Below are 24,533 nucleotides of genomic sequence, written 5' to 3' on the forward strand. Positions count from 1 at the left end.
GCGCCTTGCGCGCGCCAGGTTGGCCGAACTCATTCCGGAGTCTGCCCCATGGCGCTCGTCGCTTCCGTTCCCATCAGGCCCGCCGTGGCCAAACCAGGCCAGATCCTGGCGGTCTCGGTGATCGCCCTGTTCCTGGCGATTTTCCTGGTCATCCCCGCCGGCACGGTCATCTACACCGCCTTCACCGAGAAGGGCACCGGTGCGCTGACCATCGTCAACTTCATCGACTTCTTCAACACCGACCTCTTCCGCCGGTCCTTCTTCAATTCGGTCTATGTGTCCGGCATGTCGGTCGTCTGGGCGAGCGCCATTGCGCTGCCGCTCGCGGTGCTCACGACCCGCTTCGACTTCCGCGGCTCGCTCATCATCCAGACGCTCGGCTTCGTGCCCCTGATCATGCCGCCCTTCGTCGGCGCGGTGGCGATGCAGCTTCTCTTCGGCCGCAACGGCACGGTGAACCTGCTCTTGAACGACTGGTTCGGCATCCGCATCCCCTTCATGGAGGGGCTGAACGGCGTTATCTTCGTGCAGTCGCTGCACTATTTCCCCTTCATCCTGATCAACCTGTCGACCAGCCTGCGCAATATCGACCGGTCGATGGAGGAAGCTGCCCAGAACCTCGGCTCCTCCGGCTTTCGCCTCTTCCGCCGCATCGTCTTTCCGCTTGCCATGCCCGGCTATCTCGCCGGCGCGTCGCTCGTCTTCGTCAAGGTCTTCGACGATCTGGCGACACCGCTGCTCCTCAACGTCAAGGACATGCTGGCGCCGCAGGCCTATCTCCGCGTCACCTCCGTCGGCCTCACCGACCCGATGGGCTACGTCATCTCGGTCATCCTCATCGCGGTCTCGATCTTCGCCATGTGGCTTTCGGCGGTCGCCATGCGCGGCAAGGACTATTCGACCGTGCAGCGAGGCGGCGGCGGCCTTTCCAGGCGCAAGCTCAGCCGCGGCGAAAGCGTCATCGCCTATGGCGTCGTCGCTCTGATCCTTCTCCTGGTGCTCTCGCCACACATCGGCCTGCTGCTGCTGTCTTTCGCAACCGTCTGGTCGTTCAGCCCGCTGCCGGACGCCTATACCGTCGCGCACTACGGCCGGGTTTTCGGCGAGAGTTCGCTCTACATCAAGAACACGCTGATCTACGCCAGCCTTGCGGGCCTGATCGACGTCGTCATCGGCGGCGCCATCGCATATCTGGTGCTGCGCACCAAGGTCGTCGGCCGCCGCTGGCTCGATTGGGCGGCCACCGCAGCGCTCGCCATCCCCGGCGTCGTGCTCGGCATCGGCTATCTCCGGACCTTCTACGGCATCACGCTGCCCGACGGTACACCGCTTGCAACGCTCTGGGTCATGGTGGTTTTGGCGCTTGCCATCCGCCGCCTGCCTTATGCGCTGAGGGCCTGCTACGCCGCCCTGCAACAGGTGTCGGAATCGCTCGAAGAAGCGGCTGAAAACCTCGGCGCCACCAAGCAGCGGACCATCCGCCGCATCGTCTTGCCGCTGATGACCGGCGGCCTGCTTGCCGGCTTCGTCACCAGCTTCTCGACGGCCGCCGTCGAGCTCTCGGCAACGCTGATGCTGATCCAGAGCAACTCGGACGCGCCGATCGCCTACGGGCTCTACGTCTTCATGCAATCGCCGGCCGGTCGCGGTCCGGGTGCGGCCCTCGGCGTCATCGCCGTGATCATGGTCGCGCTCTGCACGCTCCTGTCCCACTACGTCATCGAGCGCCGCCAGAAGGCGCTCGGGACGGCAAAATAATTCGGGAGGAAACAATGACAGCGAATATCAACAGCGCCGCACTCGCCGCCGGCCCCGCCAAGGCGATCAGCATCAGCGACGTCAATCTCTACTACGGCGCGCTGCACGTCCTGAAGAACATCAATCTCGAAATACAGCCGGGGGAATTCTTCGCCTTTCTCGGCCCGTCCGGCTGCGGCAAGACCACGCTTTTGCGGTTGATCGCCGGCTTCAACAACGCCCGTCAGGGCAAGGTCGTGATCGGCGGACAGGACGTGCTCGACATGCCCGCATGGAAGCGCGACATCGGCATGGTCTTCCAGTCCTACGCGCTCTGGCCGCACATGACGGTCGCCGCCAATGTCGCCTTCGGCCTTGAAGAACGGCGCCTGCCACGCGCCGAGGTCGACCGTCGGGTCAAGGCGGCGCTGGACCTCGTCGGCCTCAAGCACCTCGCTGATCGCCGCCCGTCGCAACTTTCCGGCGGCCAGCAGCAGCGCGTGGCGCTCGCCCGCACCATCGCGATCGAACCGAAGGTGCTGTTGCTCGACGAGCCGCTGTCCAACCTCGACGCCAAGATGCGTGTCGAAGTCAGGCGCGAACTGCGCGAGTTGCAGCAGCGGCTGCAGCTGACGACGATCTTCGTCACCCACGACCAGGAAGAGGCCAACACCGTCTGCGACCGGATCGCCGTCTTCAACGAGGGCAGCATCCAGCAGGTGGGAACGCCGATGGGGCTCTATGAGAAGCCGGCCAACCTCTTCGTCGCCAACTTCCTCGGCACGGCCAACATCCTCGACGGCAAGGTGGCCGGCAGCGGCGCTGCCAGAAGCTTCGAGGTCGTGGGCGGCGGCTCCATCCCGATCCCTTCGGGGACCGAGGTCCCCGAAGGCGCCAAGCTCGTCTTCCGGCCGCAATATGCGACGATCGGCAGCCTCGAGCCCGGCGCCGTCGCGCTCGAGGGCATCATCGCGCATCGCGAATTCCTGGGCGCGACCGTGCGCTATGGTGTCAGGATTGGGGCGGCGACGGTGCTGATCGACGCGCCGTTCCATTCCGGCGACGCGCTTCTCGAACCCGGCGCGACGACGACGCTCGGCCTCAAGCCGTCGTCGGCGCAATGGCTCGCCCACTAGAGCATACGACGCGCGTCCGCCGGTCTCGCCGGCGGGCGCCAGCTTCCCCATTTCAAGCAGCGCCAGATCGCTGACACCCGAGTTCCGCATGAAAAGAGATCTTCCAAGCCTCATCCTCATCCGCCACGGCGAAACCCAATGGAACGTCGCCGGCCGCCTGCAGGGCCGCAAGGACACGCCGCTGACCGCCAATGGCGTGCGCCAGGCACTCGCCGTCGGCCTGCGCCTTGCCGAACGGATCGCCGAGGAAGAAAAGAACCTGACCTTCTGGGTGAGCCCGCTCGGCCGCGCCCGCCAGACCGCATCGATCCTCGCCGACACCTGGTCGATCCCCTTCGATCGTTTTGCCGAGGCGGCTGCCCTTGCCGAACGCTCCTATGGCGCCTGGGAAGGGCTGGCCCATGACGAGATCGAGCGCGATCTTGCCGATCAGTACGATGCGCACAGCGCCGACCCGTTCGACTATTCGATGCCGGGCGGCGAAAGCCGGACGGCGCTTTCAGCGCGCCTTCAGGCCTGGCTCGACACGCTCGACCGCGGCCGCCGCCATGTCGTCGTCACCCATAGCGGTTGCCTCAGGGCCCTGCGCGGCATCTACACCGCCGCCTCGCGCGACGAGATTCTTGCCTATCGCGAGCCGCAGACCGCCTCGTTCCTTCTGACCGCGGGTCGCGAGACCATGCTCGACGTGCCCCTCAACATCCTGCGCGCCCTTGGCTGCGATGGCGCAGGGAGGACCGTCTGGATCTGATCGACAAGGCCGCCGCAACCAACCCAAAGAAACGCCGCGCATGGAAACCATGCGCGGCGTTCGATGTTCAGAGCGATGTGTTGCCGCCTCAGAAACTCACCTTCAGCTTGGCGTTGACGCCGTGGTCGGAAACGCCTGAGGCGATCTGGCCGGTGTAGTTGACGCCGAAGGTCGCGGCCGGAGCGATCTTGAAGTCGATGCCCGCTTCGACGAGTGCCGCATCCCGGGCAATCGGCGCACCGCCGACGGTAAAGCCCTGGCCGCCGGCAAAGGCAAGCGTGGAGGTCGGCACGACATCGCCGAAGGCATGGCGCCAGCCGACGGTGCCGCTCAGAACCGCCGCCGTTTCGCCGAAAGAAACGTCGGTCGAGGTGCGCACGCCAATCGTCGTGAAGGTCGTGTCGTTGTTGTTCGAGCGACCGGAGAGCGCCGCTGCCCCGCCCTTTTCACGGAAACCGTCCGTGTCGACGTTGAGATAGGCGAGATTGGCGAAGCCTTCGAAATCGAAGCGACCGGCACTCGCGGCATAGCTCGCCTCGCCGAAGATCTGGGCGGTGCGGGCGTCATAGGCCGCCGACAGGCTGTCGTCGAAACCGCCGAAGGACACGCTGCGCGTCGTTTCGATGCGATGCCAGCTATAGGTCGCACCCGCTGTCAGCGACAGCGCGCCAAGCCCGGTCCCGGCATAGGCACCGATGTGGTAGTTGTCGCTGTCCCCGGAGGAACGACGGTCGACCACATCGAAGGACGAGCGGCTGTAGCCGCCGAAGAGACCGGCGCGCCAGTTGTCGCCGACGAGGCCATCGGCGCCCATGAGAAAGCCGCCGACGTTACGCTGGAAGCCCGCCGCATTGCCGTTGCCATCCGTATCGCCCCAGGTGCCGAAGGCCTGGCTCCAGAAGGCGAAGCGGTCCGTATCGGCAGCAACGCTTTCGATGCCGCCTTCGCCATAGGCAAGCACTGGCGTCGCCTTGGTGCTGTCATCGCCGAAAGCCGCGCGGATGCGGTTGGTGGCTGCAGCGTTCAGGAGCAGGCCGTCCTGCAGCAGCATACCCTTGGTCGAGGCATGGATTTCACCCGAGAGCTGGTCGAAGGCAAAACGCGCCTGCGCGCGGTCGAGGTTGGTGAGCGCCGAATAGGCTGCATTGGAGAAGCCGAGGCTTTCTGCGGCGATCGCCGTTGCCCGCTGGTTGGCGGTTTCCGTGACATCCGCGAAGCGGATGTCGTTGCGGCTGAGTGTCAGCGTCACGTTGTTGGCGTCGTAGCCGAGCGTCGGATCGAGGAAGACGAGGCTCGATGCGACGTCGGCAAAGGTACCGGTCACGCCGCCGGCCGCCGTCAGGATCGTGTAGTTGGTCTGCGGCGCATAGCTGCCATTGGCTGCGAGCGCCAGGACAGAGCCGCCGTTGAGCGTCGCCTTGCCTGACGCGACGATCTTGTCGCTCTCGCCCTTGTCGTTGGCCTCGACCTCATAGGTCGAGCCCGCTGCAAAATTGATATCGCCGGCAACGTTGAGCGTGCCGATCGAATTACCGGGGGCAATCACGCCGCCGTCGGCAATCATGATGCTGCCGAACGTCCCGATGCCGCCGATGGTGCCGTCCTTTTCGATGGTCAGGCCCGATGACGAGGCGATCGACCCTTGCACCGAAAGCAAGCCGGACTTGACCACGGTCGCGCCGGTATAGGTGTTCTGGCCGTTAAGCACGAGCGCGCCGGCGCCGAGCTTGGTGAGACCGCCGCTGCCGCTGATCGACTTGTTGACGGCAACCACGTTGGCGGCGTCCGCCACATCGAGCGCGCCACCGACGCCTTCGAGAACGATATCGCGGTTGATCTGATGCATGTCGCGACCGGCGATCCTGAGGGCCCCGCCATCGAGCCTCAGCTTGGCCGCAGCGCTGCCAAGCGCAGCGTCCTCTTCGACCACAACGGTACCTCCGTCGGTCACCAGCGTTTCGCCGATGAACGAATGATCGTCGATGCAATAGTCGCGGATCGCCTGCTGGAAGCGCGGATCGCTGCTCTTGCAATCAAGCAGCGTCTTCTTCTCCTGGTCGGTCAGACCGGCCAGAATTGGCAGGCCGTTCTCGTCGGCGATCTGGCCGAGATAGACGTCGTTGCGCATGTTGTTGCGGCTAAGGTTGAAGACCTTGCCCTTCTCGGCGAAGGTCGATGCTTCATCGCCCCAGACGATCCGGGTCCTGGGCGTCGCTGTCGCCGGATCCGTGTAGTTCTGCAGCACCGGACCGACCCAGCGCACTGTGTGCGCAACCGGCTCGTGGTCCGAAAGCGGCGTCTTCGATCCATTCGGATTGGTCACGTAGCTGACGTCGGTGATGACGCCCGAATAGGGATCCTTCGGATCGTCGGCGAGCGTCCACCACTTGCCGAAGGGACGCGACGCCAGGAAGTGATCGATCTTGACCCGGTGCCAGCTTGCCCAGGTGTTGGTGGCGTCTTCGCCGTGCGACGGCCAGGTGACACTGCCGTCGTTCAAGCCATGCGGCGAGAACTGCTCGCGCTCGTTTGGAAGCTGCAAGATCTGGAACTGCTTCTTCAGGATGTTCATCGTCTGCGGCAGGTTGCCGGCAACCGGATACATCTCGTCGGCAAAGAGGCCAGAGGGAACCGTCGAGGCGTTGATCGCCGAAGCACCCTTGCCCTTCCACTCGGCGATATAGGCGTCCAGCTTCTGCTGGTCTTTTGCATAGTCGCGCAGCAGGCTCATGTAGAAGCTGTTGGTCGGGTTCTTGACGTAGGTTTTCAGCAGCAATTCCTGCTGGCTGACAGAATGCAGGCCGCGCTCGGAGACGTCGCCGGCGTTGAAGTCGCCGGTGAGGATGATGGGCCGCGTCTCGGACTTGGCCCATTGATTGATGCCCTTGGCTTCGTTGATGCGGGTCGTCGGCGGGTCGTAATAGTTGAGGTGCGTGGTGCCGACGACCACCTGCGGCTTGCTGACGGTAGGGTCGACCACCGTGTAGGTCACGATGTCGCCGAGCGTGCTGGCGCCGAAGGTGCCGGGGAGACGCGAGAACACGCCGGTATCGCTGTCCTGACGCGTCGCGTAGGTGCCAAGGCCCGCATTCTTCAGGATGCCCGGGATGTCACGGGCGTAGGTGCTGTTGGCGCGAAACTCCTGGAAGGTCAGGACGTCGTAGTTTCCCTTTATGAAGAAGTCCGACATCACGCTCGGGTTGGCCTTGAAGCGGTCCAGCCAGGTGTTGAGCGTCAGGATCTTCATGCTGTCGTCGGCGGCGCGCGCCTCCGCCGCCGAGAGCGTCAGGCTCGTTCCGCACAGAAGGATCGCCGTCGCCAGGCGCAACGGTTGCGTGAGGCGCGCAAAAGCCCGCACCCCGCGGAGGTGGTGTCCACGTTGTCTCATATCTTGCTCCAATGTCGCGATGCGAACACGCTCCGTCACAATACCTTCATGGCGATGATGTTGATGAGCGGAAGAGTTCACTGAAATGTACGATTGCGGACATTAAGCGAGTCAAATGTCAGTTTTACAACATTTCATGGGGCGCCATAAAATTTCGCGCGGCCCATAGGTGCTGCGCTGATTTCCTTGGAGATCGGCGTCGGCCCTATGGTAGCAAAGCGTGCTGAGGGGCAATCAGGATGAGGGTGATGGACGATCGGGATATTGCGGATGGGGACAAGAAGACGCGCCGGCAGGCGCAGCTTCTCAGCCACCTCGAGAAGAACCACTATATCTCGATCGAGGAGATCACCGGCCTGTTCGGCGTCACCACCCAGACGGCACGGCGCGATATCATGGCGCTCGAACAGGAGGGCAAGGTGCGGCGCCTGCACGGCGGCGCGACCATTGCGACCCCGGTTGATCCCAACATCTACCGCCAACGGCGCATCGACAACGCGGAGGTGAAGGAACGCATCGGGCAACTGACCGCCGAGCTTGTTGCCGACGGCGCTGCCGTCTTCCTCGACACCGGCACGACCTGCGAAGCGGTGGCGCGCGGCCTGCTCAAGCGCCGCGATCTTCGTGTCGTCACCTACAGTCTGCGCGTCGCAACCACGCTCAGCGAAAGCAGCAGCTTTGCCGTCGCGGTGCCCGGCGGCTTCGTGCGGCAAGTGGATGCCGGCGTGTTTCGCGAGGAGACCGCCGACTATATCCGCAAGTTCAAATTCGACGTCGCCATCATCTCGGTCAGCGGCATCGATCAGGACGGCGATATCGGCGACGACGACCATGCCGAAGTCGCCGCCGTCTCGGCCGCAATGCGCCAGGCCGAGCGGGTGATCCTCGCCGTCGACAGCAGCAAGTTTGGCCGGCGTGCGCTGGTGCGCCTGGCTTCGCTTGCCGATATCGATGCGCTGGTAACCAATGAATTGCCGGAGGAGCGTCTCGTCTCGCTACTGCGCGAACACGGCGTCAGCATTCATTGCTAGTGTAAGGGCCGAAGCGATGGAAGCCCGCGGCGATCTCTTGCCAGGGGCTTGAAACCTTTGGTGCGGCACCACACATAGGCATCAAGAAATTGCCCGTGGAGCCTGACGGACATGATCAACCGAAGGCTCCGGGCGTAGTTCGCGCGCAAACGCTGACCACGGATGTACTGGCAGTGTGACGCAGCGAGCGGGAAAAGGTCGGCATTGCCGGCCTTTTTTGTTTTGAACGCCGGCGAAGGCTCATATGGCCGGCCCTACCAGCGAAGCGCCCAACGGCCGCCCAACGCCCCAAGCACCGTCAGCATGAGGACCGCGATCGTGTACCAGGTCGCGACGAAAAGCGGTGAATCGTCCGGGCAGTGGGCCGCGTAGAAGGTCGCGGCGATGCCGCCGGCCGCGAGCCCTGCCAGGGCGCCTGCAAGCCCGGGACGCGACGGGGCGCCATGGCGCAGTGCGAGAAGGAACAGCGCCAAGGGCGCAAGGCCGATCAGCGGAATGAAGGTCATGCAGACCAAATAGTTGGTTCCAACGAGTTTCGTCACCCAGCTACCGGATGGCACTGCAAGAAGCTCGAGCAACACACCGCCGACAACGAGCGCCGGCGCGACGGCAAGGTAGGGCACCAGCTTGCGCGGATCCGCGTCGGGCCATGCGGCAACGCGCATGGCCGCAAAAGCGGCCGTGGCGAGCGCGATAGTCACCACGAATTTGAACAGGAACCGCACCGTCTCGGCGGCAGCGGCGATATCCGGCCGCGGCCCGAGCAGGATCGAGAACACGACACCGGCAAGGACGAGTGCGCCGATGGCGACGCCGGACCATACGGTGTTCATCGGCAGGCCGGGTCGCCGATTGTCCGCTGCGAGAGCCTTGATGAGGTCGTTCGTGTCCATGGTCAGTTTCGTCCAAATCGGCGGGCGATTGCAGCAAGGCCTCGGTGAAGCGCCACCCGAACCGCCGTTTCATTCATGTCCAGTTTCTGCGCCGTCTCAGCCACCGTGAAACCCTCGATCGAAATCGCGTTGACCACTGAGCGCTGCCCAGGTGCCAGCCCTTCCAGCGCCCGGCCGATTTCCCAATCCCTGGCCTTTTCCGTCTCGACGCTTGCCAGCGTGTCTTCAAGCCCCTCAATGCCGACCGTCGGGCGGCGAGCCTGACGACGCACGGCATCGACGTATTTGTGCCTGGCAATGGCATGCAGCCACGGTATGACCGGCGCATCCTCCCGCCAGGTGTGGCGCTTGACGTGCACTGCCAGCAGCGCCTCCTGCACGACGTCCTCAGCATCGACGCCTCCGCCGATGGTCCAACGTCGGGCCCAACCACGGATCGCCTGCGCTGCGTCCCGCAGGAAGTCGGCATAGGCTTTTTCGTCGCCGGCCACGGCCGCGCGGAGAAGTCTTGCGAGATGTTCGTCGTCCGCGCCGCTCACCCGCGCCTTTCCTTCCCATTCGCCGATTCCCGGCGTTTGTTACACGGCTATCTCAAATTCGCGGCCGCTGTCTGCTCAGACCGACCTCGCGAGCCCATCACGAAAGCGTGTTGCCAACGTTATGTAACGCCCGGTGTCGCCGCGGCGAAAGACCCGATGTGCGCCTCAGACAGGACGCACGGGAACAGTTCAACACGGAGATAATATGATGTCCATGAAGTCCACGATCAGCAGCGCAATGCTGGCAAGCGCGGTCGCCGCCGCCCTGTCGTCGCTCGCGGTTGCGAGCCCACTGACTGAAGCGCAGGTCAAGTCCGCCATGGATGCCGGCAAGGAGAAATGCTTCGGCGTCGCGCTCAAGGGCCAGAACGATTGCGCCGCCGGCCCGGGCACGACGTGCCAGGCAACATCCACCGTCGACTATCAGGGCAATGCCTGGAAATTCGTCGACGGCGGCACCTGCACGACGATGAAGCTGCCCGACGGCCGCATGGGTTCGCCCGAGGCGCTTTCGCGCGACATGCCGTCCTGATCGATCGCAATTCAGGAACGGGACGCGGGGCGATCGCGTCCCGTTCCGCCTCGGTTTTCAAGGGGTAGCGGTCCAGGGACGTTCCCACCCGCCATCCAGGGTCTCAGGATTATGACGGGATTGGCAATGCGCACATCAACGGACGACGGCAGCAGACTTGCCCCGGTAGGTCCTCACCTGCCGAAACACGAAATCGCCGGGCTCGCCGGAACGAGCTTCAAGCATCAGCACCTCCAGGCGATCCTTGCCGATGATGCCTGCGGCGGCTTCTTCGAAATTCATGCGGAGAACTACATGGGTGCCGGCGGACCGCCGCATGCGGCGCTCGCCCGCATTCGCCAGGATTTTCCGGTGTCTCTGCATGGTGTCTCCATGTCGATCGGCGGCCCACAGCCACTCGACAAGGCGCACCTGGGGCGGTTCAAGGCACTGGTCGACCGCTATGAACCGGCCCTCGTCTCCGAGCATCTCGCCTGGTCGACCCACGAGACCACCTTCTACAACGATCTCTTGCCGCTGCCCTACACCGAGGCCACCGTTGCCCGCGTATCCGATCATATCGACGAGGTCCAGGACGCGATCGGCCGCCGGCTGCTGCTCGAAAACCCGTCGACCTACGTCACCTTCCAGGATTCGACGATGAGCGAAACGGTATTCATCCGAGAACTGGTGAAGCGCACCGGCTGCGGGCTGCTGCTCGACATCAACAATGTCTTCGTTTCCGCCACCAACCAGGGCTATTCGGCGCTTGCCTATCTCGATGACTTCCCACTTGAACATGTCGGAGAAATCCACCTTGCCGGGCATGCGGAGCAGCAAGACGACGAAGGCGACCTGCTCCTGATCGACAGCCATGACGGGCCGGTTGCCGACGCCGTCTGGAAACTCTACGACATCGTCATCGCCCGCGTCGGCGCCATCCCGACGCTGATCGAGTGGGACAGTGCCATTCCGGACTGGCCGGTCTTGAAACGCGAGGCCACTGCGGCGCAGACGATCCTCGATGCCTACGGGCAGCGGATGCCGCGGGAGAATATCCGTGTCCGCGCCTGAAGGCATGCTCCCCATGCCTCTTGACCGCATCGGCAATTATGCCGCCGGTTTCGTGCCGCCGCTGCTCGCACCTGACCGGCCGACGCCGGCTCTGGTCGCCGGCCCGAACGGCAAGGCGGCGGTGAAGCGCTTCAATGTCTACCGCAACAACGTCACCGTCAGCCTGATCGAAGCGCTGGCGGCGACCTTCCCGGCGACCGAACGCATTACCGGCGAAGCTTTCTTTCGCGCCATGGCCCGCTTTCACGTGCGCGAAACACCGCCAGTCTCGCCGCTGCTCTTCGAATATGGCCGCGACTTTCCGGGTTCCATTGCCCGCTACGAGTATGCCCAATCCATGCCATGGCTTGCCGATGTAGCAAGGATCGAACGGGCCTGGCTCGACGCCTATCACGCCGCCGACGCCCCGGCGCTTCCGCCTTCTGCACTTTCCCTGATTGCGCCCGAGCAGCTCGGCGGCGTCGTCTTCGATCCGCATCCGGCGACCAGGCTTGTCCGTTCCGATTATCCGGCCGTCACGATCTTTGCCGTCAACCGCGAGAGCGGGCCGGTCGGACGAATCGAAACGGCTGATGCGGAGAGCGCGCTGATCACCCGCCCCGACCTGGAGGTCATCGTTCGCCGTCTCGCGCCCGGCGCCGATCTTCTGCTTTCGCGGCTGCTGGCAGGCATCCCCCTCGCCGCGGCTGCTGCGGATGCTGCCACGCAATGCCCCACGCTTGATCTCGCAGCCGCAATCGCCACCGCGCTCGAAGCCGGTGCCTTTACGGCAACTCATCACGGAGGATGAAACCATGATGTCCGCATCCAGATTTTCGCAAAACGGCCACACAGCCGATCTGTCGCAATGGACCCGTCGGGCGAACCGAGCCGTCGGCGCGCTCGCGCCGCTCTGGCTCTCCCAGCTTGTCCTGCGTTTCGGCCTTGCCGTTCCCTTCTTTCGGTCAGGCATGAGCAAGTGGGACGGGTTCCTGCAATTGAACGACGTGGCGGTCCTGCTGTTCAGCTCGGAATTCCGGCTGCATCTACCCGGCGGCCCCTATCCCTATCCGGCTCCCGCCGTGACGGCCTTTGCCGCCGGTTCGGCGGAAATCATTCTTCCCATCTTGCTTGTCTTCGGCCTGGGAACGCGTTTTGCCGCCCTCGGGCTGCTGGTCCTGACGATTGTTGTGCAGCTGACCGTACCGGACGGCTGGCCCATCCACATCACCTGGGCTGCCATGGCGCTCGCGCTGATGACCTCCGGTCCCGGCAGTCTGTCACTGGACCACGCACTGTGCGCCTGGCGCAAGGGCGAGCGATAGGCCGCGCGCGATCCCGGCGCCTGCTTTGACCGCAGGCAGCGCCCTTCAATTCGGGCGCAGCCGAACCGGGGTATCGACGATCAACTTGGTCCAGTCGTCAATGAACCGGGAGCGCTGCAGCCGGTCCTGCGCGGCAAGCAAGGCCGGGCCGATCCGGATCGGCCGGCCGATCCCGGACTCCACCAGTTTTTCGGGTCCGTCGACCTCGGCCGGCAGTGCGCCGCTCCGCGAGAAGAAAAACGCTTTCTCCCGTGCCACGTCCTGTCCTCGTTCGGACAGCAGATAATCGAGGAAGCGACCGGCAAGCTCGGGGCGCTTGGCGCCCGTCGGAACCAGGGCGCCGCGGCTGAGGATCAGCGTGTAGTCGCGCGGCAGCACAATCCTGAGCTTGCCATTACGTCGCGCCGCGGCATAGGCGTAGGAGCCGAGGATGTTGTAGCCGATATAGACGTTGCCGCTGTCGAGTTCAGACAACACCGCATTGTTGCAGCAGCGCAGCACGGCTTCGGCGCGGCTGAGGCTCTCAAGCAGGCGGCCGTAGGTCGTCGAGGCCTGCTGGGCATCGAGGAAGGCGAGCAGATAGCCGATACCGGACTGGCGCAGGTCGTAGGTGCCAATGCGGCCGCGATAATAGTCCGGCTTGAAGCGCAGCAGGTCGGTGAGCTCTCCATGGGTGTGCGGCACATCCTCCGGCGGCACGAAATCCTTGTGGTAGACCATGACGGAGGGCTCGAAGGTAAAGCCGAAGACCTCGTCACGCCAGTTCGCCCAGGCCGGCACGTCGCGGGTTTCCGGCGAGACATGCGCGAGCGCACAGCCGTCGTTTGCAAGCTTCACCAACTGATCGACGGACGAAGACAGCAGGAGATCACCGAAAGGCTGCTTCAATCGGCAGGCGATGTCGGCGTCCCGATAGAGATCGTTGGTCACGTAGTCCGTATAATCGATGGCGACATCGCGCGCCGTCTCCTGAAAATCGCGGATCAGCGGCTCCATCGCCTCGATGTCGGTCGCGCCGTTGATGACAAGCCGGCCGCGCTCGGCTTCGAGCGCCGGAAAGAACGCCCGCGTGCCCTCGACCGCGCCGGCCGGGCTGGCAAAGCCAAGGACCGCAACAAGTGCGATCGGTCGAAGTTGCCGCCACATCCTCATGTTCCCTCCCGATAAAGGGGAACATCGAGAATGACCGTGAAGTCGCGCCCGCCTTTCTCCAGAAACCGAACTGTGCCGCGATGCGCCAGCGCCACCTCCGCCGCGATTGCAAAGCCGAGCCCCATGCTTCCCTCTCCCGTCTTGGAACTGACGAACCGCGTCGTGACCGCCGCCCATTCTGCTGGCGGAATGCCGGGACCGTCGTCGGCGACCTCCACCAGGGCCCGGTCATCCTCGCGCCTCACGCGCACGGCCAGCCGTTGCTCGACACCATGCTGCAGCGCGTTGTCGATGATATTGGCTATCGCCTCACGCAGGCTCACCGCATCGCCGCGCACGAAGACCGGCTCGGCACTGTCCTCGAAGGAAACGACGACGTCCGGGTCGACTGTAATCGGCACCGTCGAGCGGAAAGCCTTCCGGGCGATATCGCCAAGGTCGACGGGCTTGAAGCGCACGGAATCGGACCGGTGGATGACCATGGCATGGCTGAGCAACTGGTTGGTGAGGCGCGCCAGCTGGCTGACGCGGTCCCGCACGCGCCCGAGATGCCGCTTGCGGTTGACGTCGAGGTCGTCGTCTTCGAGCATGTCGACCTGTGCCGAAAGGGCTGTCAGCGGCGTGCGTATCTGATGCGCCGCATCGGCGATGAAGCGCTGAAGCAAGGTGACGCGCTCGTCGAGGCGGCCCATGAAGTGATTGATCGACCCGACGAAAGGCTTGAGCTCCCTGGGCATGTCGGCCTCGACGGGGGTCAGATCCTGCGGATCGCGGGCACGCAGCGTCGCGGCAAGGGCATCGACGGGCAGCAGTGAATAGCGGATGGCAAGCACGGTGCCGGCAAGCGCAAGCAGGCTCATGATGCCGACGAGGATCATGGCGCGGGTCGTCAATTCCCCGGCAAGCCCGCGCCGCGCTTCGGTCGTCTGCGCCATGACCACATAGGCCCAGCCGGAGAAGGACGGATCCGAAAGCGCCCGCGAGACCACGGCCACGCGGACCGGCACGTTGCGATATTCCGTCGTCAGGAACACCGGGCCGGCCCGCGCCGCGGTGACGTTTATGCCGATTTCGAGATCGTCGTAGCCGGTCAAGGTTCGGCCGTCGGGGCCAACCACGCGATAGAAAATGCGGTCGCGCTCGGCAAGGCCGAGCAACTCGAAGGCCGACGACGGAAGCGTTACACCCAGATTGCCCGCATCCACAGTCATGTTCGCAGTGATCTGGATCGCCGCCCCGAGGAGCAGCCGGTCATAGGCATCGTCGGCGGCCGCGCGGGCATAGTACCAGGCGGCGGCGGAAAGCAGCGTCGCACCACCACAAAGCACCAGCGCCACGCGCAGCACGAGCCGCCAGAAGAGCGAGGTTTCACGCCGCTTCATCGGCCACCAGTTGATAGCCGAGTCCGCGGATGGTGACGATGCGTACCGACGAGCCCTCGATCTTCTTGCGCAGCCTTCCGACATAGAGTTCGACGGCGTTGGGGTTGACGTTTTCGTCGAAACCGAAGAGCCGATCGAGCAGTTCGTCCTTGCTGAAAACCCGGCCCGGCCGGGCGGCCAGCACTTCGAGAAGCGTGATCTCGCGCCGCTTGAGCTGGACCTCGCGGTTGCCGACCCGCACGGAGCGGCTGTTGCGGTCGAGCACCAGATCGCCGCACTCGATGAGGTTGGTCGGGTCGCCCTGGCGGCGGCGCAGGAGCACGCGCGTGCGCGCTTCGAGCTCGCGGAAATCGAACGGCTTGACGAGATAGTCGTCGGCGCCAAGGTCCAGCGCGCCGACCCGGTCCTCGATTTCAGAACGCGCCGTCAGCACCAGCACCGGCGTCGTCTTTTTCCGGGCGCGCAGATGGCGCAGGATCTCAAACCCGTCGAGCCCCGGCAACATGACGTCGAGGATCACGAGATCATAGTCGGTAAATTCGAGTATGTCGGCGGCGGCTTGACCGTCCGTCTGCCAATCGACGGTGTGCCCGACCTTTTCCAGTCGCCGGCTGATTGCCTCCCCGACATCCCTCGTGTCCTCCACCAGAAAGATGCGCATGGGCAAGCAGTGACACGGAAGATTTCACCGATCAACCCGGCGGATTTGACCGCTTTCGTGACAGCGTGGTGACAGGTTCGCGGAGGAAAGAGGACTGCCTGATCGCCACAACGGGAGATGCGGCCAGGGTCTGGAGGACAATCATCGCCGAGGCATTTTCAGGCGGCCGCCACGCGGTCCGTCGATGCGGGTCGATGCCGTCCGGATCCTGGATGTCACGGTGGAGGCAGGCGCGCGATAGCGCCTTTGAAAGAAGACCTCATGGATGGGAGAGAGACCATGACCCGAACCTTTGTGAAGACCCTTCTGGCGGCCGGCTTTTTCGCCGCCGTGGCATCGCCCGCCGGTGCGGAGCCGTCGAAGCCCGAGTGCCTGGCCGGCGCCAAGCCCGGCGGCGGCTTCGACCTGACCTGCCGGCTTGCCGCCAATGCGCTGCTCGAAGCCAAGATCATCGGCAAGCCGATGGCCGTTACCTACATGGAAGGCGGCGTCGGTGCGGTTGCCTATAACCACGTCATCGGCAAGCGCGGCGCCGACAGCAACCTGATCACCGCTGCTTCCTCCGGCTCGGCGCTCCTGATCGCCCAGGGCAAGTTCGGGCAATATGACGAAACCGCCGTGCGCTGGCTCGGCGCGCTCGGCGCCGACTACGGCGTGCTCGTGGTCGCCGCGGATTCCCCCTACAAGAGCCTCGGCGAGCTGATCGCCGCCTACAAGGCAAGCCCGACCGACTTCTCGGTCGCCGGCGGCGGCGCTGTCGGCTCGCAGGACTGGATGAAGGGCTCGCTCTTGGCAAAGGCTGCGGGACAGGAGCCGAAGCAGATGCGCTACGTCGCGCTTGAAGGCGGCGGCGCGGTACTGACGGCGCTCGAAGGCGGCCACGTCAAGGTCGGTGCCGGCGATGCGGCGGAGATGTCCAAACACCATGCGGCCGGCAAGGTCCGCGTGCTCGCGGTCATGGCGCCCGATCGCCTGCCGGGCGAACTCGCCGAAGTGCCGACCGCCAGGGAACAGGGCGTCGACATCGAATGGCCGGTCTGGCGCGGCTACTACGTCGGCAAGGACGTCTCCGACGCCGACTACAAATGGTGGGCCGATGCTTTCACCAAGCTCGCCGCAACGCCGGAATTCGTGAAGGAGCGGGAGGCGCGCGGCCTCTACGAATACACTCAGGTGGGCGACGCCTTCGACCAGCAGGTCAAGGCGGACGTGGCACGCTTCAAGATCATCGCCAAGGAAGCCGGCATGTAAGCCGGACGGTGGAGCGGGACAGTCTCCCGCTCCGCTTGTTTGCCACCACTTTACGGGCTCCCTGCCGATCGTCTCATCCGGCCGGATTGAAGACCCGTTCCCTGGCGTAAACATCTGGAACAGAACCATGTCAGACACCACTTCCTCATCCTCCCGCATCGGCAGGGTCGGCGGGCTCTTGATGCTCGCGCTGGCGATTGCCTATGGCATCGGCGGCAGCCAGATCGAATATGCCTTCGCCTCGGACCCGCTCGGTCCACGCGTCGTGCCGGTGCTGCTCGCCATCACCCTCGCGGTGCTTTGCCTCTTCTACCTGAAAAGCCCCGGAACGACCGAAGCCTTTCCGCAGGGGCGGCTTCTCGTGAAGATCATTGCAGTACCGCTCCTGCTTCTTGCATCGGCACTGCTTCTGGAGCCCGCCGGCTTCGCCGCCTCGATCTTCCTGCTGACCTTCGGCGTCGGCTGGATCTTCGGCGCGCCGCTGCGTCTCGCGCTGATTGGCGGCGTCGGGCAAGCCGCCCTCTGGTGGTTCGTCTTTTCCTACCTGCTCGACGTCTATCTGCCCGCCGGCCGGCTGTTTGGCTGATCCGCCGGCTATGGAGTGATCTCAATGAATCTCGATTATCTCTGGAACGGTTTTACCGTCGCCCTCACCCTGCAGAACCTGCTCATCGGTCTTGCAGGCTGCTTCATCGGCACCCTGGTCGGCGCCCTGCCGGCGATCGGGCCGATCAACGGCATCGCGCTGCTGATCCCGATCGCCTATACGATGGGCCTGCCGGCCGAAAGCACGATGATCCTGCTCGCCGCCGTCTATTGCGGGGCCGAATATGGCGGCCGCATTTCCTCGATCCTTCTGAACGTGCCGGGCGATGCCGGCGCGGTCATGACGGCGCTCGACGGCAACCCGATGGCCCGCCAGGGCCGCGCCGGCGAAGCGTTGATGCTCTCCGGCCTCTCCTCCTTCGTCGGCGGGGTCTTCGGCGCCGTCGGGCTGGCGCTGTTCGCGCCGCTGCTTGCGGGCCTCGCCATCGGCTTCGGCCCGGCCGAATACTTCGTGCTGATGGTGTTCGCCTTCGCGACCCTCGGTTCCATGGTCGGTAGCCAGCCGGTAAAGACGCTGATCGGCTGCACGCTCGGCCTGATGCTTGCGACCGTCGGCCTCGACGCCACCTCCGGCGCCTATCGCTTCACCTTCAACGAGCCGGAACTCGGCGACGGCATCGAATTCGTCGTGCTGGTCATCGGTCTCTTCTCGGTGTCCGAGGCGCTGCTGATCCTCGAACACCAGGCAAGCGGCGTCACGGTCATCCGCGAACTCGGCCGCATGACCGCCCGCCTCGACGATATCCGCAAATCGATCGGTGCGACGCTGCGTGGTTCGGTCATCGGCTTCATCGTTGGCGTGTTGCCGGGCACCGGCGCATCGGTTTCGAGCGCCGTTTCCTACACCACGGAGAAGCGCATCTCCGACACCGAAGGCACCTTCGGCAAGGGCGACGTACGAGGTCTCACGGCCCCTGAGGCTGCCAACAACGCCACCGCCTGCGGCGCCTTCGTACCGATGCTGACGCTCGGCGTGCCCGGCTCCGGCACGACCGCCGTCATGCTCGGCGCATTGATGCTCTACAACATCCAGCCGGGCCCGATGCTGATCACCGAGCGGCCGGAAGTGGTCGGCGGTCTCGTCGCATCGCTCTTCATCGGCAACGTGCTCTTGCTTCTCCTCAACCTGCCGCTCGTCAACATCTTCGCCCGCGTCTTGACGGTACCGAACTGGCTGCTGGTTCCGGGCATCCTCGTGCTGTCGGTTGTCGGCGTCTATTCCACCCACGCCTCGGTTTTCTCGATCCTCCTGATGCTCGGCATCGGCATCATCGGCTGGCTGCTTCGAAAGGCCGGCTTCGACATGGCGCCGATCATCCTCGGCTTCGTGCTCGGCCATGTGATGGAGGTGAACCTGCGCAATGCGCTGGCGATCAGCGGCGGCGATATCTCGATCCTGTTCCAGAGCAAGATCTCGATCATTCTCTGGATCCTGGCGGGCGCCATGGCCGTGATGCCACTCGTCGCCGGCTGGAGGCGGACGAAGGTCGTCAAGACCGCCACGAGCTAGCTGATCCCCCTCCCCGGTCGGCTGCTTGGACAGCGGCGCGCGAGCCCATCGCGCGCCGCTGTTGTCGTTTTGAGCGGTGTGCAGACTATAAATCCAATATAGACTTTTTCGTCTACGCGTGATTTATGGATTGCTATCGAGGAAGAGGAACGCCGTGACCCCAGAACTCCGCCCCTATTGCCTGGTCTGCGACGCGATCGCCTTGCTGTTCCAGCCCTATGCCGAGGTCGTGCTGCACGATCTGGCGACTGAAACCGTCGTCCAGATCGCTGGCAACTTCTCCAAGCGCGAGATCGGCGAAGCTTCGCTGCTGAGCGAAATCGGGTTCAGCCAAGGCGAAGCGATCATCGGCCCCTACGAGAAGGTCAATTGGGACGGACGCTCGATCAAGGCGATCAGCGCCGTGCTGCGAAACGCGGACGGCAAGGCGATCGGCGTGCTCTGCATCAATGCCGATGTCTCCGACTTTCATGCGGCACTCAGGACGCTCAACGCGCTCGTCCGCGTTCCCATCGACGCAGACAAGCCCGAGAGCCTGTTCAAGGAAGACTGGCACGAGCGCGTCAACGAATATGTCCAGCAATGGACCGTGGCGCGCGGGCTGACAGTCTCGAGCCTGAGCCGCAACGACAAGCAGGCGCTGGTGATCGCCCTTTCCGCTGATGGCGCCTTCGGCGGCAAGAATGCCGCCTCCTACATCTCGCGCATCCTCGGCATGGGCCGGGCGACCGTCTACAAATATCTGAGCCAGGGGAGCGCGCCATGATCGTCATCGATCGAGAAAGACTGGCCGAGCTGCGGTTGCTGACGCTCGCGGCACCGGCCATCCGCGACGCCTATATCGCCGTCACCGACGGTCGCGCCAATCTGCCGCCGGTCGGCTATCTGCCGCTTCCCGGTCGGAATGCGGATTGCCACATCAAATACGGCTACATCGAAGGCGATCCGATCTTCGTCGTGAAGATCGCCTCCGGCTTCTACGACAATCCGGCCAAGGGACTGCCGTCGAGCACCGGCATGATGGTCGCAGTATCCTCTGAGACCGGCGACGTGGTGGCCGTGCTCGACGACAAGGGCCTGCTCACCGATCTTCGCACCGGCCTCGGCGGTGCGATCGCGACCATGGCGCTCTGGCGCAAGGACGCCTGCTCGATCGGGATCGTCGGCGCCGGCACGCAGGCGCGCATCCAGATCCGGGCGCTGGCCTCCCTCTCGGATCGTCCATTGCGGTTCACGGTCTGGGGGCGGTCCATGGAAAAGGCAAATGCGGTGCTTACCGACCTGACAGACCTCGACCTTTCTATGGAGGCGGCAACCGATCTCGAAACGCTCTGCCGCCAGTCCGATGCGATCGTAACCACGACGCCATCGAAGGAGCCGCTGATCCGATCGGAATGGATCGGGCCTGGCACCCATATCACCGCCATGGGCGCGGACGCACCCGGCAAGCAGGAGCTCGAAACTGCCCTCGTTGCCCGCGCCGACCGCCTCTTTGTCGATCTCGCCGAGCAATGCCTGGACCACGGTGAATTTTCTGCGGCGTCTCGGGCCGTGGTGATCCAGGAGGAACGCTGTGTCGCCCTCGGCGCGGTCCTTTCCGGTGCGGCCGAAGGTCGACGTTCGGACAACGACATCACCATCGCCGACCTGACAGGGATCGCGACGCAGGACATCGCCATTGCCCGCACGGTGCTTTATGAACTCGGCTTGCTCGGCCGCTCGCAAGGAACAACCGCATGACCAGAGACGTCTTCGAAACGGCCGCGCGCGCTGTCCGCGCACGCCAGCGCATCCGCCCCTTCATCTACGAGACGCCACTGATCCCGTCGCGCGCGATCGGGCCGCAGACAGCCTCGACGGTACTGTTCAAGGCGGAAAACCTGCAGCTGACCGGCTCCTTCAAGATCCGCGGGGCTGCGAGCAAGATGACCTCGCTGCCAAGAGACCAGCAGGTGATCACCGCCTCCTCCGGCAATCACGGCATCGGTGCTGCCCACGCAGCAAGTGCGATCGGCCAGAAACTGACGGTGGTGCTGCCCGAGATTGTCAAGCCGGCGAAGCTGGAGCACATCCGCGCCTACGGCGTCGAGGTCGTCCTTCACGGTTCCGAAACCGGGCTTGCCGAACAGCATGCGCAGCAGCTGGCCGCGACCGAAAAGCTCGGCTACGTCTCGCCCTACAACGACCCGGAAATCATCGCCGGCCAGGGCACGATCGCACTTGAACTCCTGGAGCAAGCCGAACGCATCGACAATGTCTTCATCGCCATGGGCGGCGGCGGACTGATCAGCGGCATCGGCTCGGTGCTGAAGAGTTTCCGCCCGCATACTCGCGTCATCGGCGTGTCCGCTGCAAATTCGGCAGCGCTTGCGGCCTCGATAAGGGCCGGCCGGGTGGTCGAAACCGAACACCTCGAAACGCTCGCCGATGCCGTTGCCGGCGGTCTCGACGAAGACAGCGTGACCCTCCCATTGTCGATGACCGTGGTCGATGAGGTCGTGACCTGCTCGGAAGCAGAGATCGCGGCCGCAATGCGGGACCTGCTGCTCGACGAGCATATGCTGGTAGAGGGGGCGGCAGCTCTCGCACTTGCCGGCTTCCGGCAGATCGCGGCGAGGTGCACCGGCCAGACCAACGTCATCCTGCTTTGTGGCGGCAATGTCGACGGCGCCAGCGCGCTGCCTTCGTTGCTGGGCTAGAGACGCCGCTGCATGGCGCTGCCCCGCCTCGCCTCGCCTCGCCTCGCCTCTAGAGGCTCACGCGCTCCACGTAGTAGCGCGGGATCTTCACCCGGTCCCGGTCGCGGTAGAAGTCGATGCAGAAGTCGACGAAGGCCTTGAACCGCTTCGAGACGTGCCGACGGCGCGAATAGATGAGGTTGATCGCCGTCTGCGGCGAGCGCCAGTCCGATAGCACCGGCTCCAGCAGGCCGGCTTGCCGCTCGGTCTCGACGAAAAAGTCGGGCAGATAGGCGATGCCCTCACCGGCGACGGCGAAATACTTGATCGTCCAGTAGTCGTTGGTTGTGCAGGTCGCCGTCGGCAGCAGGTCCACCTCGTCTTCGCCTGACTGTGTCAGATACCAGGACTGCAGCCGCGTCGGCTGGCGGAAGACGAGGCCGCGATGGCCGGCGAGCGCATCCGGATTATCCGGCTGGCCATGCCGGGCGATGTAGTGCGGGCTGGCGAAGAGGCCATAAGACGAGACCGAAAGTCTGCGGCTGATGTAGTCGACATCGGACGGCTCGCCCCAATGGAAGATGCCGTCGAGCGCCTGTTCGGTAACGTCGGAGAATGGCTGGCGCGAGGACAGGAACACAACGTCGAGATTGACCTGCGGATATTGCTGGCGAAAGGCATAGAGCAGTTCCGAGGTGATCGTCGTGCCGAACTCGCCGGTCGAGCCCACGCGCAGGGTGCCCGCCACCTCCTGGCGCATCTCCGCCATCGCGGTTGCCGCATCGTCGCAATTCGACTGAATGAGCCGGGCGTAGCGCAGGAACTCCGCGCCCGCGTCGGTCACATGCAACTGATGACCCTCGCGCACGAAGAGCTCGATGCCGAACTCATCCTCCAATTGCCGGATCTTGTGGCTGAGTGTTGATTTCGGCAGGCGATGGCGCCTGGAAGCCGCTGAAATCGAACGGGAATCCGCAACTTTCACGAAACAGTCTATGAGCGAAAGATCCATATTTCGTCCAAAATCTTGCACGATATGTCCAGAGAATAGCCTATTTCGGCCCATTGTGTAAACGACTGGGAATTGGGAATATTCACTGGAGCTAAGGGAGAAGAGGTTCCAGTGAGCGATATCAGAGAATTCATTCGCGCCGCATCGGGCACCGGCGGCAAGGCAACGTTGGCGATCCGCGGCGGTCGCCTGGTCAACGTCGTTTCGGAAGAGATCTACCAGGCCGACGTCGCGATCTATGGCGAACGCATCATCGCCGTCGGCGACATCTCCGACTATATCGGGCCAGAGACCAGGATCGTCGATGCCACCGGCAAATACCTGGCACCCGGCATGATCGACGGGCATCTGCATGTCGAATGCTCGAAGATGTCACTGACGAGCTTTGCCAAGGCCGTCGTGCCGCTCGGCACCACCTCGATCGTCACCGGCCTCGACCAGATCATCGTCGTCGGCGGCCCGGCCGCGGCGCGCGAGTTCCTCGACGAGGCAAAACAGACGCCACTCAAGGTCTTCTGGGGCGCGCCTTGCAAGACGCCCTACACCATGCCGCGCTCGACCGTCGGCCACTATTTCAGCCCGGCCGACCACCAGGCGACGCACCACTGGCCGGAATGCGTCGGCATATGGGAAACCGTGCGCGAGTTCATCCAGGAGGAGGACGCCGACGTGCTCGCGGCGCTCGAACTCGCCGAAAAGAGCCGCCTGCCGGTTCTCGGCTGCTGCCCGATGACCCGTGGCGCGCGGCTCAACGGCTACCAGCAGTCCGGCGTTCGCGCCGACCACGAGAGCTACACGCCGGAAGAAATGCTCGAAAAGCTGCGCGCCGGCATGCATGTCGTTGTACGAGAATCCTCGATCTCGCACTTCCTCGCCGACAACCTGCGCATCGTCACGGAAATGGGCGTTAAGGCGCTGCGCCGCATCAGCTTCTGCACCGATGACGTGGTAGCAAGCGACATCCTCAAGCGCGGCCATCTCGACCACATGGTGCGCATGGCGATCGCCATGGGCATTTCGCCGATGGCGGCGATCCAGATGGCGACGATCAACGGCGCCGATGCGCTCCGCATCGACGACAAGGTCGGCTCGATCTCGCCCGGCCGCGCGGCCGACATCCTGCTCGTCGACGACCTGCGCAACTTCACCATCGAAACCGTCGTCGCCAAGGGTGAAGTCGTCGCCCGCAACGGCAAGATGGCGATCGAACTGATCCCGCCGCAGCGCAGCGTCGCACTTCTGAACTCGGTGAAGGTCGCGCCGCTTCAGCCCGGCGATCTCAAGGTCGCCTATCACGGCGCCGGCGAGACGGCAGACGCCATGGCGATCGCCGTCACCCCGGAAAAGATCTTCGTGCGCACTCGCCGCGACGTGACGCTTGCGGTCAAGGACGGCCAGGTGCTCGCAGATCCCGCACGGGACGTGCAATACGTCACCGTCGTCGAACGCTACGGCAAGACGAGCAACCGTCCGGTCGCCTTTGCGTCGGGCTTCGGCCTCAAGCAAGGCGCGATCGCCAGCTCCACTGCGCCCGATGACAACAACATCATCTGCATCGGCGCCGATCTCGAGGATATGCGTATCGCCATCAACCACCTGATCGCCAACCATGGTGGCCAGGTCGTGGTCAGGAACGGCAAGGTCGAGGCCTTCCTGCACCTGCCGATCGGCGGCATCGTTTCCGACATCGAGCCGGCCGAGATGGCAGCGCTGGAAGACCAGCTCGACGACGCGGCCCGCGCCCTCGGCTGCCCGCTGCCCTGGCCCTTCATGTACATGTTCGTGTTGCAGATCACGGCGATCCCGGAATATGCGATCACCGATCTCGGTGTCGTCGACTGCGTCGGGCTGAAGGTGATCTCGCCGTTTTCGCCCGCCGGCGGGGACGAGCGCGCCGTCGCTGCGGAATGATGCCTT

The 24,533-nt window shown here is 64.3% G+C and carries 22 protein-coding genes; 15 read left to right on the top strand and 7 right to left on the bottom strand.

Annotation, left to right across the window (positions count from 1 at the left end; translation table 11 throughout):
- Positions 1-48 precede the first annotated feature (48 nt).
- From IB262_RS28300 to IB262_RS28310, 3 genes are all read left to right on the top strand, one after another.
- Positions 49-1,758 carry an iron ABC transporter permease gene (locus IB262_RS28300; RefSeq protein WP_034790204.1) on the top strand — a complete coding sequence of 570 codons (1,710 nt, stop codon included), beginning with the start codon at positions 49-51 and terminating at the stop codon, positions 1,756-1,758.
- A gap of 14 nt (positions 1,759-1,772) precedes the next feature.
- A complete protein-coding gene (locus IB262_RS28305) occupies positions 1,773-2,873 on the top strand; it encodes an ABC transporter ATP-binding protein (RefSeq protein ID WP_034790206.1) in 1,101 nt (366 codons plus the stop codon).
- A gap of 88 nt (positions 2,874-2,961) precedes the next feature.
- Positions 2,962-3,624 (top strand): histidine phosphatase family protein, encoded by a 663-nt coding sequence (locus IB262_RS28310; protein ID WP_034790208.1) that lies wholly within the window; start codon positions 2,962-2,964, stop codon positions 3,622-3,624.
- 88 nt (positions 3,625-3,712) lie between these two features.
- Here IB262_RS28310 and IB262_RS28315 read toward each other — a convergent pair whose 3' ends face one another.
- Positions 3,713-7,012, bottom strand: a complete 3,300-nt coding sequence (locus IB262_RS28315) for an autotransporter domain-containing protein (RefSeq protein ID WP_082936538.1) — start codon at positions 7,010-7,012, stop codon at positions 3,713-3,715.
- Between the two features lie 239 nt (positions 7,013-7,251).
- On the opposite strand from IB262_RS28315, the gene IB262_RS28320 reads away from it, so the two are divergent.
- On the top strand, positions 7,252-8,043 hold the full coding sequence (locus IB262_RS28320; protein WP_034790210.1) for a DeoR/GlpR family DNA-binding transcription regulator: 792 nt from the start codon (positions 7,252-7,254) through the stop codon (positions 8,041-8,043).
- Positions 8,044-8,297: 254 nt separating this feature from the next.
- Here the strand turns inward: IB262_RS28320 and IB262_RS28325 are convergent, their stop codons facing one another.
- Both IB262_RS28325 and IB262_RS28330 read right to left on the bottom strand, forming a co-directional pair.
- A complete protein-coding gene (locus tag IB262_RS28325) occupies positions 8,298-8,936 on the bottom strand; it encodes an NrsF family protein (RefSeq protein WP_034790211.1) in 639 nt (212 codons plus the stop codon).
- A 2-nt stretch (positions 8,937-8,938) separates the two neighbouring features.
- A complete protein-coding gene (locus IB262_RS28330) occupies positions 8,939-9,475 on the bottom strand; it encodes a sigma-70 family RNA polymerase sigma factor (RefSeq protein ID WP_034790212.1) in 537 nt (178 codons plus the stop codon).
- Between the two features lie 208 nt (positions 9,476-9,683).
- On the opposite strand from IB262_RS28330, the gene IB262_RS28335 reads away from it, so the two are divergent.
- From IB262_RS28335 to IB262_RS28350, 4 genes are all read left to right on the top strand, one after another.
- A complete protein-coding gene (locus tag IB262_RS28335) occupies positions 9,684-10,007 on the top strand; it encodes a DUF2282 domain-containing protein (protein ID WP_034790329.1) in 324 nt (107 codons plus the stop codon).
- Between the two features lie 126 nt (positions 10,008-10,133).
- The gene (locus IB262_RS28340; protein ID WP_082936537.1) at positions 10,134-11,060 is read left to right on the top strand and encodes a DUF692 domain-containing protein; all 927 of its coding nucleotides are present in this window, start codon (positions 10,134-10,136) and stop codon (positions 11,058-11,060) included.
- 4 nt (positions 11,061-11,064) lie between these two features.
- On the top strand, positions 11,065-11,850 hold the full coding sequence (locus IB262_RS28345) for a DNA-binding domain-containing protein (RefSeq protein WP_089043813.1): 786 nt from the start codon (positions 11,065-11,067) through the stop codon (positions 11,848-11,850).
- Positions 11,851-11,857: 7 nt separating this feature from the next.
- On the top strand, positions 11,858-12,364 hold the full coding sequence (locus IB262_RS28350) for a DoxX family protein (protein WP_156553044.1): 507 nt from the start codon (positions 11,858-11,860) through the stop codon (positions 12,362-12,364).
- Positions 12,365-12,409: 45 nt separating this feature from the next.
- On the opposite strand, the gene IB262_RS28355 is transcribed toward IB262_RS28350, so the two are convergent.
- Genes IB262_RS28355 through IB262_RS28365 form a run of 3 tightly spaced genes read right to left on the bottom strand, consistent with a single transcriptional unit; the run spans position 12,410 to position 15,559 of the window.
- On the bottom strand, positions 12,410-13,510 hold the full coding sequence (locus IB262_RS28355) for an ABC transporter substrate-binding protein (protein ID WP_089043657.1): 1,101 nt from the start codon (positions 13,508-13,510) through the stop codon (positions 12,410-12,412).
- A 2-nt stretch (positions 13,511-13,512) separates the two neighbouring features.
- A complete protein-coding gene (locus IB262_RS28360) occupies positions 13,513-14,898 on the bottom strand; it encodes a sensor histidine kinase (protein WP_034790220.1) in 1,386 nt (461 codons plus the stop codon).
- Entirely contained in the window at positions 14,885-15,559 is a 675-nt protein-coding gene (locus IB262_RS28365; protein WP_034790222.1) for a response regulator transcription factor, read from the bottom strand. The genes IB262_RS28360 and IB262_RS28365 overlap by 14 nt, the downstream gene beginning before the upstream one ends.
- A 279-nt stretch (positions 15,560-15,838) precedes the next feature.
- On the opposite strand from IB262_RS28365, the gene IB262_RS28370 reads away from it, so the two are divergent.
- The 6 genes from IB262_RS28370 (at position 15,839) to IB262_RS28395 (ending at position 21,625) form a co-directional block, all read left to right on the top strand.
- Entirely contained in the window at positions 15,839-16,810 is a 972-nt protein-coding gene (locus IB262_RS28370; protein WP_034790224.1) for a tripartite tricarboxylate transporter substrate-binding protein, read from the top strand.
- A 127-nt stretch (positions 16,811-16,937) separates the two neighbouring features.
- On the top strand, positions 16,938-17,396 hold the full coding sequence (locus tag IB262_RS28375; protein ID WP_034790226.1) for a tripartite tricarboxylate transporter TctB family protein: 459 nt from the start codon (positions 16,938-16,940) through the stop codon (positions 17,394-17,396).
- Positions 17,397-17,420: 24 nt separating this feature from the next.
- A complete protein-coding gene (locus IB262_RS28380) occupies positions 17,421-18,926 on the top strand; it encodes a tripartite tricarboxylate transporter permease (protein WP_034790228.1) in 1,506 nt (501 codons plus the stop codon).
- Positions 18,927-19,080: 154 nt separating this feature from the next.
- Positions 19,081-19,692, top strand: a complete 612-nt coding sequence (locus IB262_RS28385) for a PAS domain-containing protein (RefSeq protein ID WP_034790231.1) — start codon at positions 19,081-19,083, stop codon at positions 19,690-19,692.
- Positions 19,689-20,666: a hypothetical protein gene (locus IB262_RS28390; protein ID WP_051659187.1), complete on the top strand. Its 978-nt coding sequence runs from the start codon at positions 19,689-19,691 to the stop codon at positions 20,664-20,666. Before IB262_RS28385 ends, IB262_RS28390 begins: the two co-directional genes overlap by 4 nt.
- Entirely contained in the window at positions 20,663-21,625 is a 963-nt protein-coding gene (locus IB262_RS28395) for a pyridoxal-phosphate dependent enzyme (protein WP_034790238.1), read from the top strand. The genes IB262_RS28390 and IB262_RS28395 overlap by 4 nt, the downstream gene beginning before the upstream one ends.
- 49 nt (positions 21,626-21,674) lie before the next feature.
- Here the strand turns inward: IB262_RS28395 and IB262_RS28400 are convergent, their stop codons facing one another.
- Positions 21,675-22,616, bottom strand: a complete 942-nt coding sequence (locus IB262_RS28400) for a LysR family transcriptional regulator (protein WP_034790247.1) — start codon at positions 22,614-22,616, stop codon at positions 21,675-21,677.
- Between the two features lie 111 nt (positions 22,617-22,727).
- Here IB262_RS28400 and IB262_RS28405 point away from each other — a divergent pair, with 111 nt between their 5' ends.
- On the top strand, positions 22,728-24,527 hold the full coding sequence (locus IB262_RS28405; RefSeq protein WP_034790250.1) for an adenine deaminase: 1,800 nt from the start codon (positions 22,728-22,730) through the stop codon (positions 24,525-24,527).
- The last annotated feature ends 6 nt before the right edge of the window (positions 24,528-24,533 follow it).

This window comes from Ensifer sp. ENS02, from assembly GCF_014851885.1.
Taxonomy (GTDB): domain Bacteria; phylum Pseudomonadota; class Alphaproteobacteria; order Rhizobiales; family Rhizobiaceae; genus Ensifer; species Ensifer adhaerens.

What these genes read in the sequence shown, in the direction of transcription:
- IB262_RS28390 (WP_051659187.1), top strand. Translation starts at nt 19,689, where the DNA reads ATGATCGTCATCGATCGAGAAAGACTGGCCGAGCTGCGGTTGCTGACG.
- IB262_RS28300 (WP_034790204.1), top strand. Translation starts at nt 49, where the DNA reads ATGGCGCTCGTCGCTTCCGTTCCCATCAGGCCCGCCGTGGCCAAACCA.
- IB262_RS28320 (WP_034790210.1), top strand. Translation starts at nt 7,252, where the DNA reads ATGAGGGTGATGGACGATCGGGATATTGCGGATGGGGACAAGAAGACG.
- IB262_RS28375 (WP_034790226.1), top strand. Translation starts at nt 16,938, where the DNA reads ATGTCAGACACCACTTCCTCATCCTCCCGCATCGGCAGGGTCGGCGGG.
- IB262_RS28360 (WP_034790220.1), bottom strand. Translation starts at nt 14,898, where the DNA reads ATGAAGCGGCGTGAAACCTCGCTCTTCTGGCGGCTCGTGCTGCGCGTG.
- IB262_RS28365 (WP_034790222.1), bottom strand. Translation starts at nt 15,559, where the DNA reads ATGCGCATCTTTCTGGTGGAGGACACGAGGGATGTCGGGGAGGCAATC.
- IB262_RS28395 (WP_034790238.1), top strand. Translation starts at nt 20,663, where the DNA reads ATGACCAGAGACGTCTTCGAAACGGCCGCGCGCGCTGTCCGCGCACGC.
- IB262_RS28310 (WP_034790208.1), top strand. Translation starts at nt 2,962, where the DNA reads ATGAAAAGAGATCTTCCAAGCCTCATCCTCATCCGCCACGGCGAAACC.
- IB262_RS28305 (WP_034790206.1), top strand. Translation starts at nt 1,773, where the DNA reads ATGACAGCGAATATCAACAGCGCCGCACTCGCCGCCGGCCCCGCCAAG.
- IB262_RS28380 (WP_034790228.1), top strand. Translation starts at nt 17,421, where the DNA reads ATGAATCTCGATTATCTCTGGAACGGTTTTACCGTCGCCCTCACCCTG.
- IB262_RS28345 (WP_089043813.1), top strand. Translation starts at nt 11,065, where the DNA reads ATGCTCCCCATGCCTCTTGACCGCATCGGCAATTATGCCGCCGGTTTC.
- IB262_RS28350 (WP_156553044.1), top strand. Translation starts at nt 11,858, where the DNA reads ATGTCCGCATCCAGATTTTCGCAAAACGGCCACACAGCCGATCTGTCG.
- IB262_RS28370 (WP_034790224.1), top strand. Translation starts at nt 15,839, where the DNA reads ATGACCCGAACCTTTGTGAAGACCCTTCTGGCGGCCGGCTTTTTCGCC.
- IB262_RS28400 (WP_034790247.1), bottom strand. Translation starts at nt 22,616, where the DNA reads ATGGATCTTTCGCTCATAGACTGTTTCGTGAAAGTTGCGGATTCCCGT.
- IB262_RS28340 (WP_082936537.1), top strand. Translation starts at nt 10,134, where the DNA reads ATGCGCACATCAACGGACGACGGCAGCAGACTTGCCCCGGTAGGTCCT.
- IB262_RS28315 (WP_082936538.1), bottom strand. Translation starts at nt 7,012, where the DNA reads ATGAGACAACGTGGACACCACCTCCGCGGGGTGCGGGCTTTTGCGCGC.
- IB262_RS28325 (WP_034790211.1), bottom strand. Translation starts at nt 8,936, where the DNA reads ATGGACACGAACGACCTCATCAAGGCTCTCGCAGCGGACAATCGGCGA.
- IB262_RS28335 (WP_034790329.1), top strand. Translation starts at nt 9,684, where the DNA reads ATGTCCATGAAGTCCACGATCAGCAGCGCAATGCTGGCAAGCGCGGTC.
- IB262_RS28355 (WP_089043657.1), bottom strand. Translation starts at nt 13,510, where the DNA reads ATGTGGCGGCAACTTCGACCGATCGCACTTGTTGCGGTCCTTGGCTTT.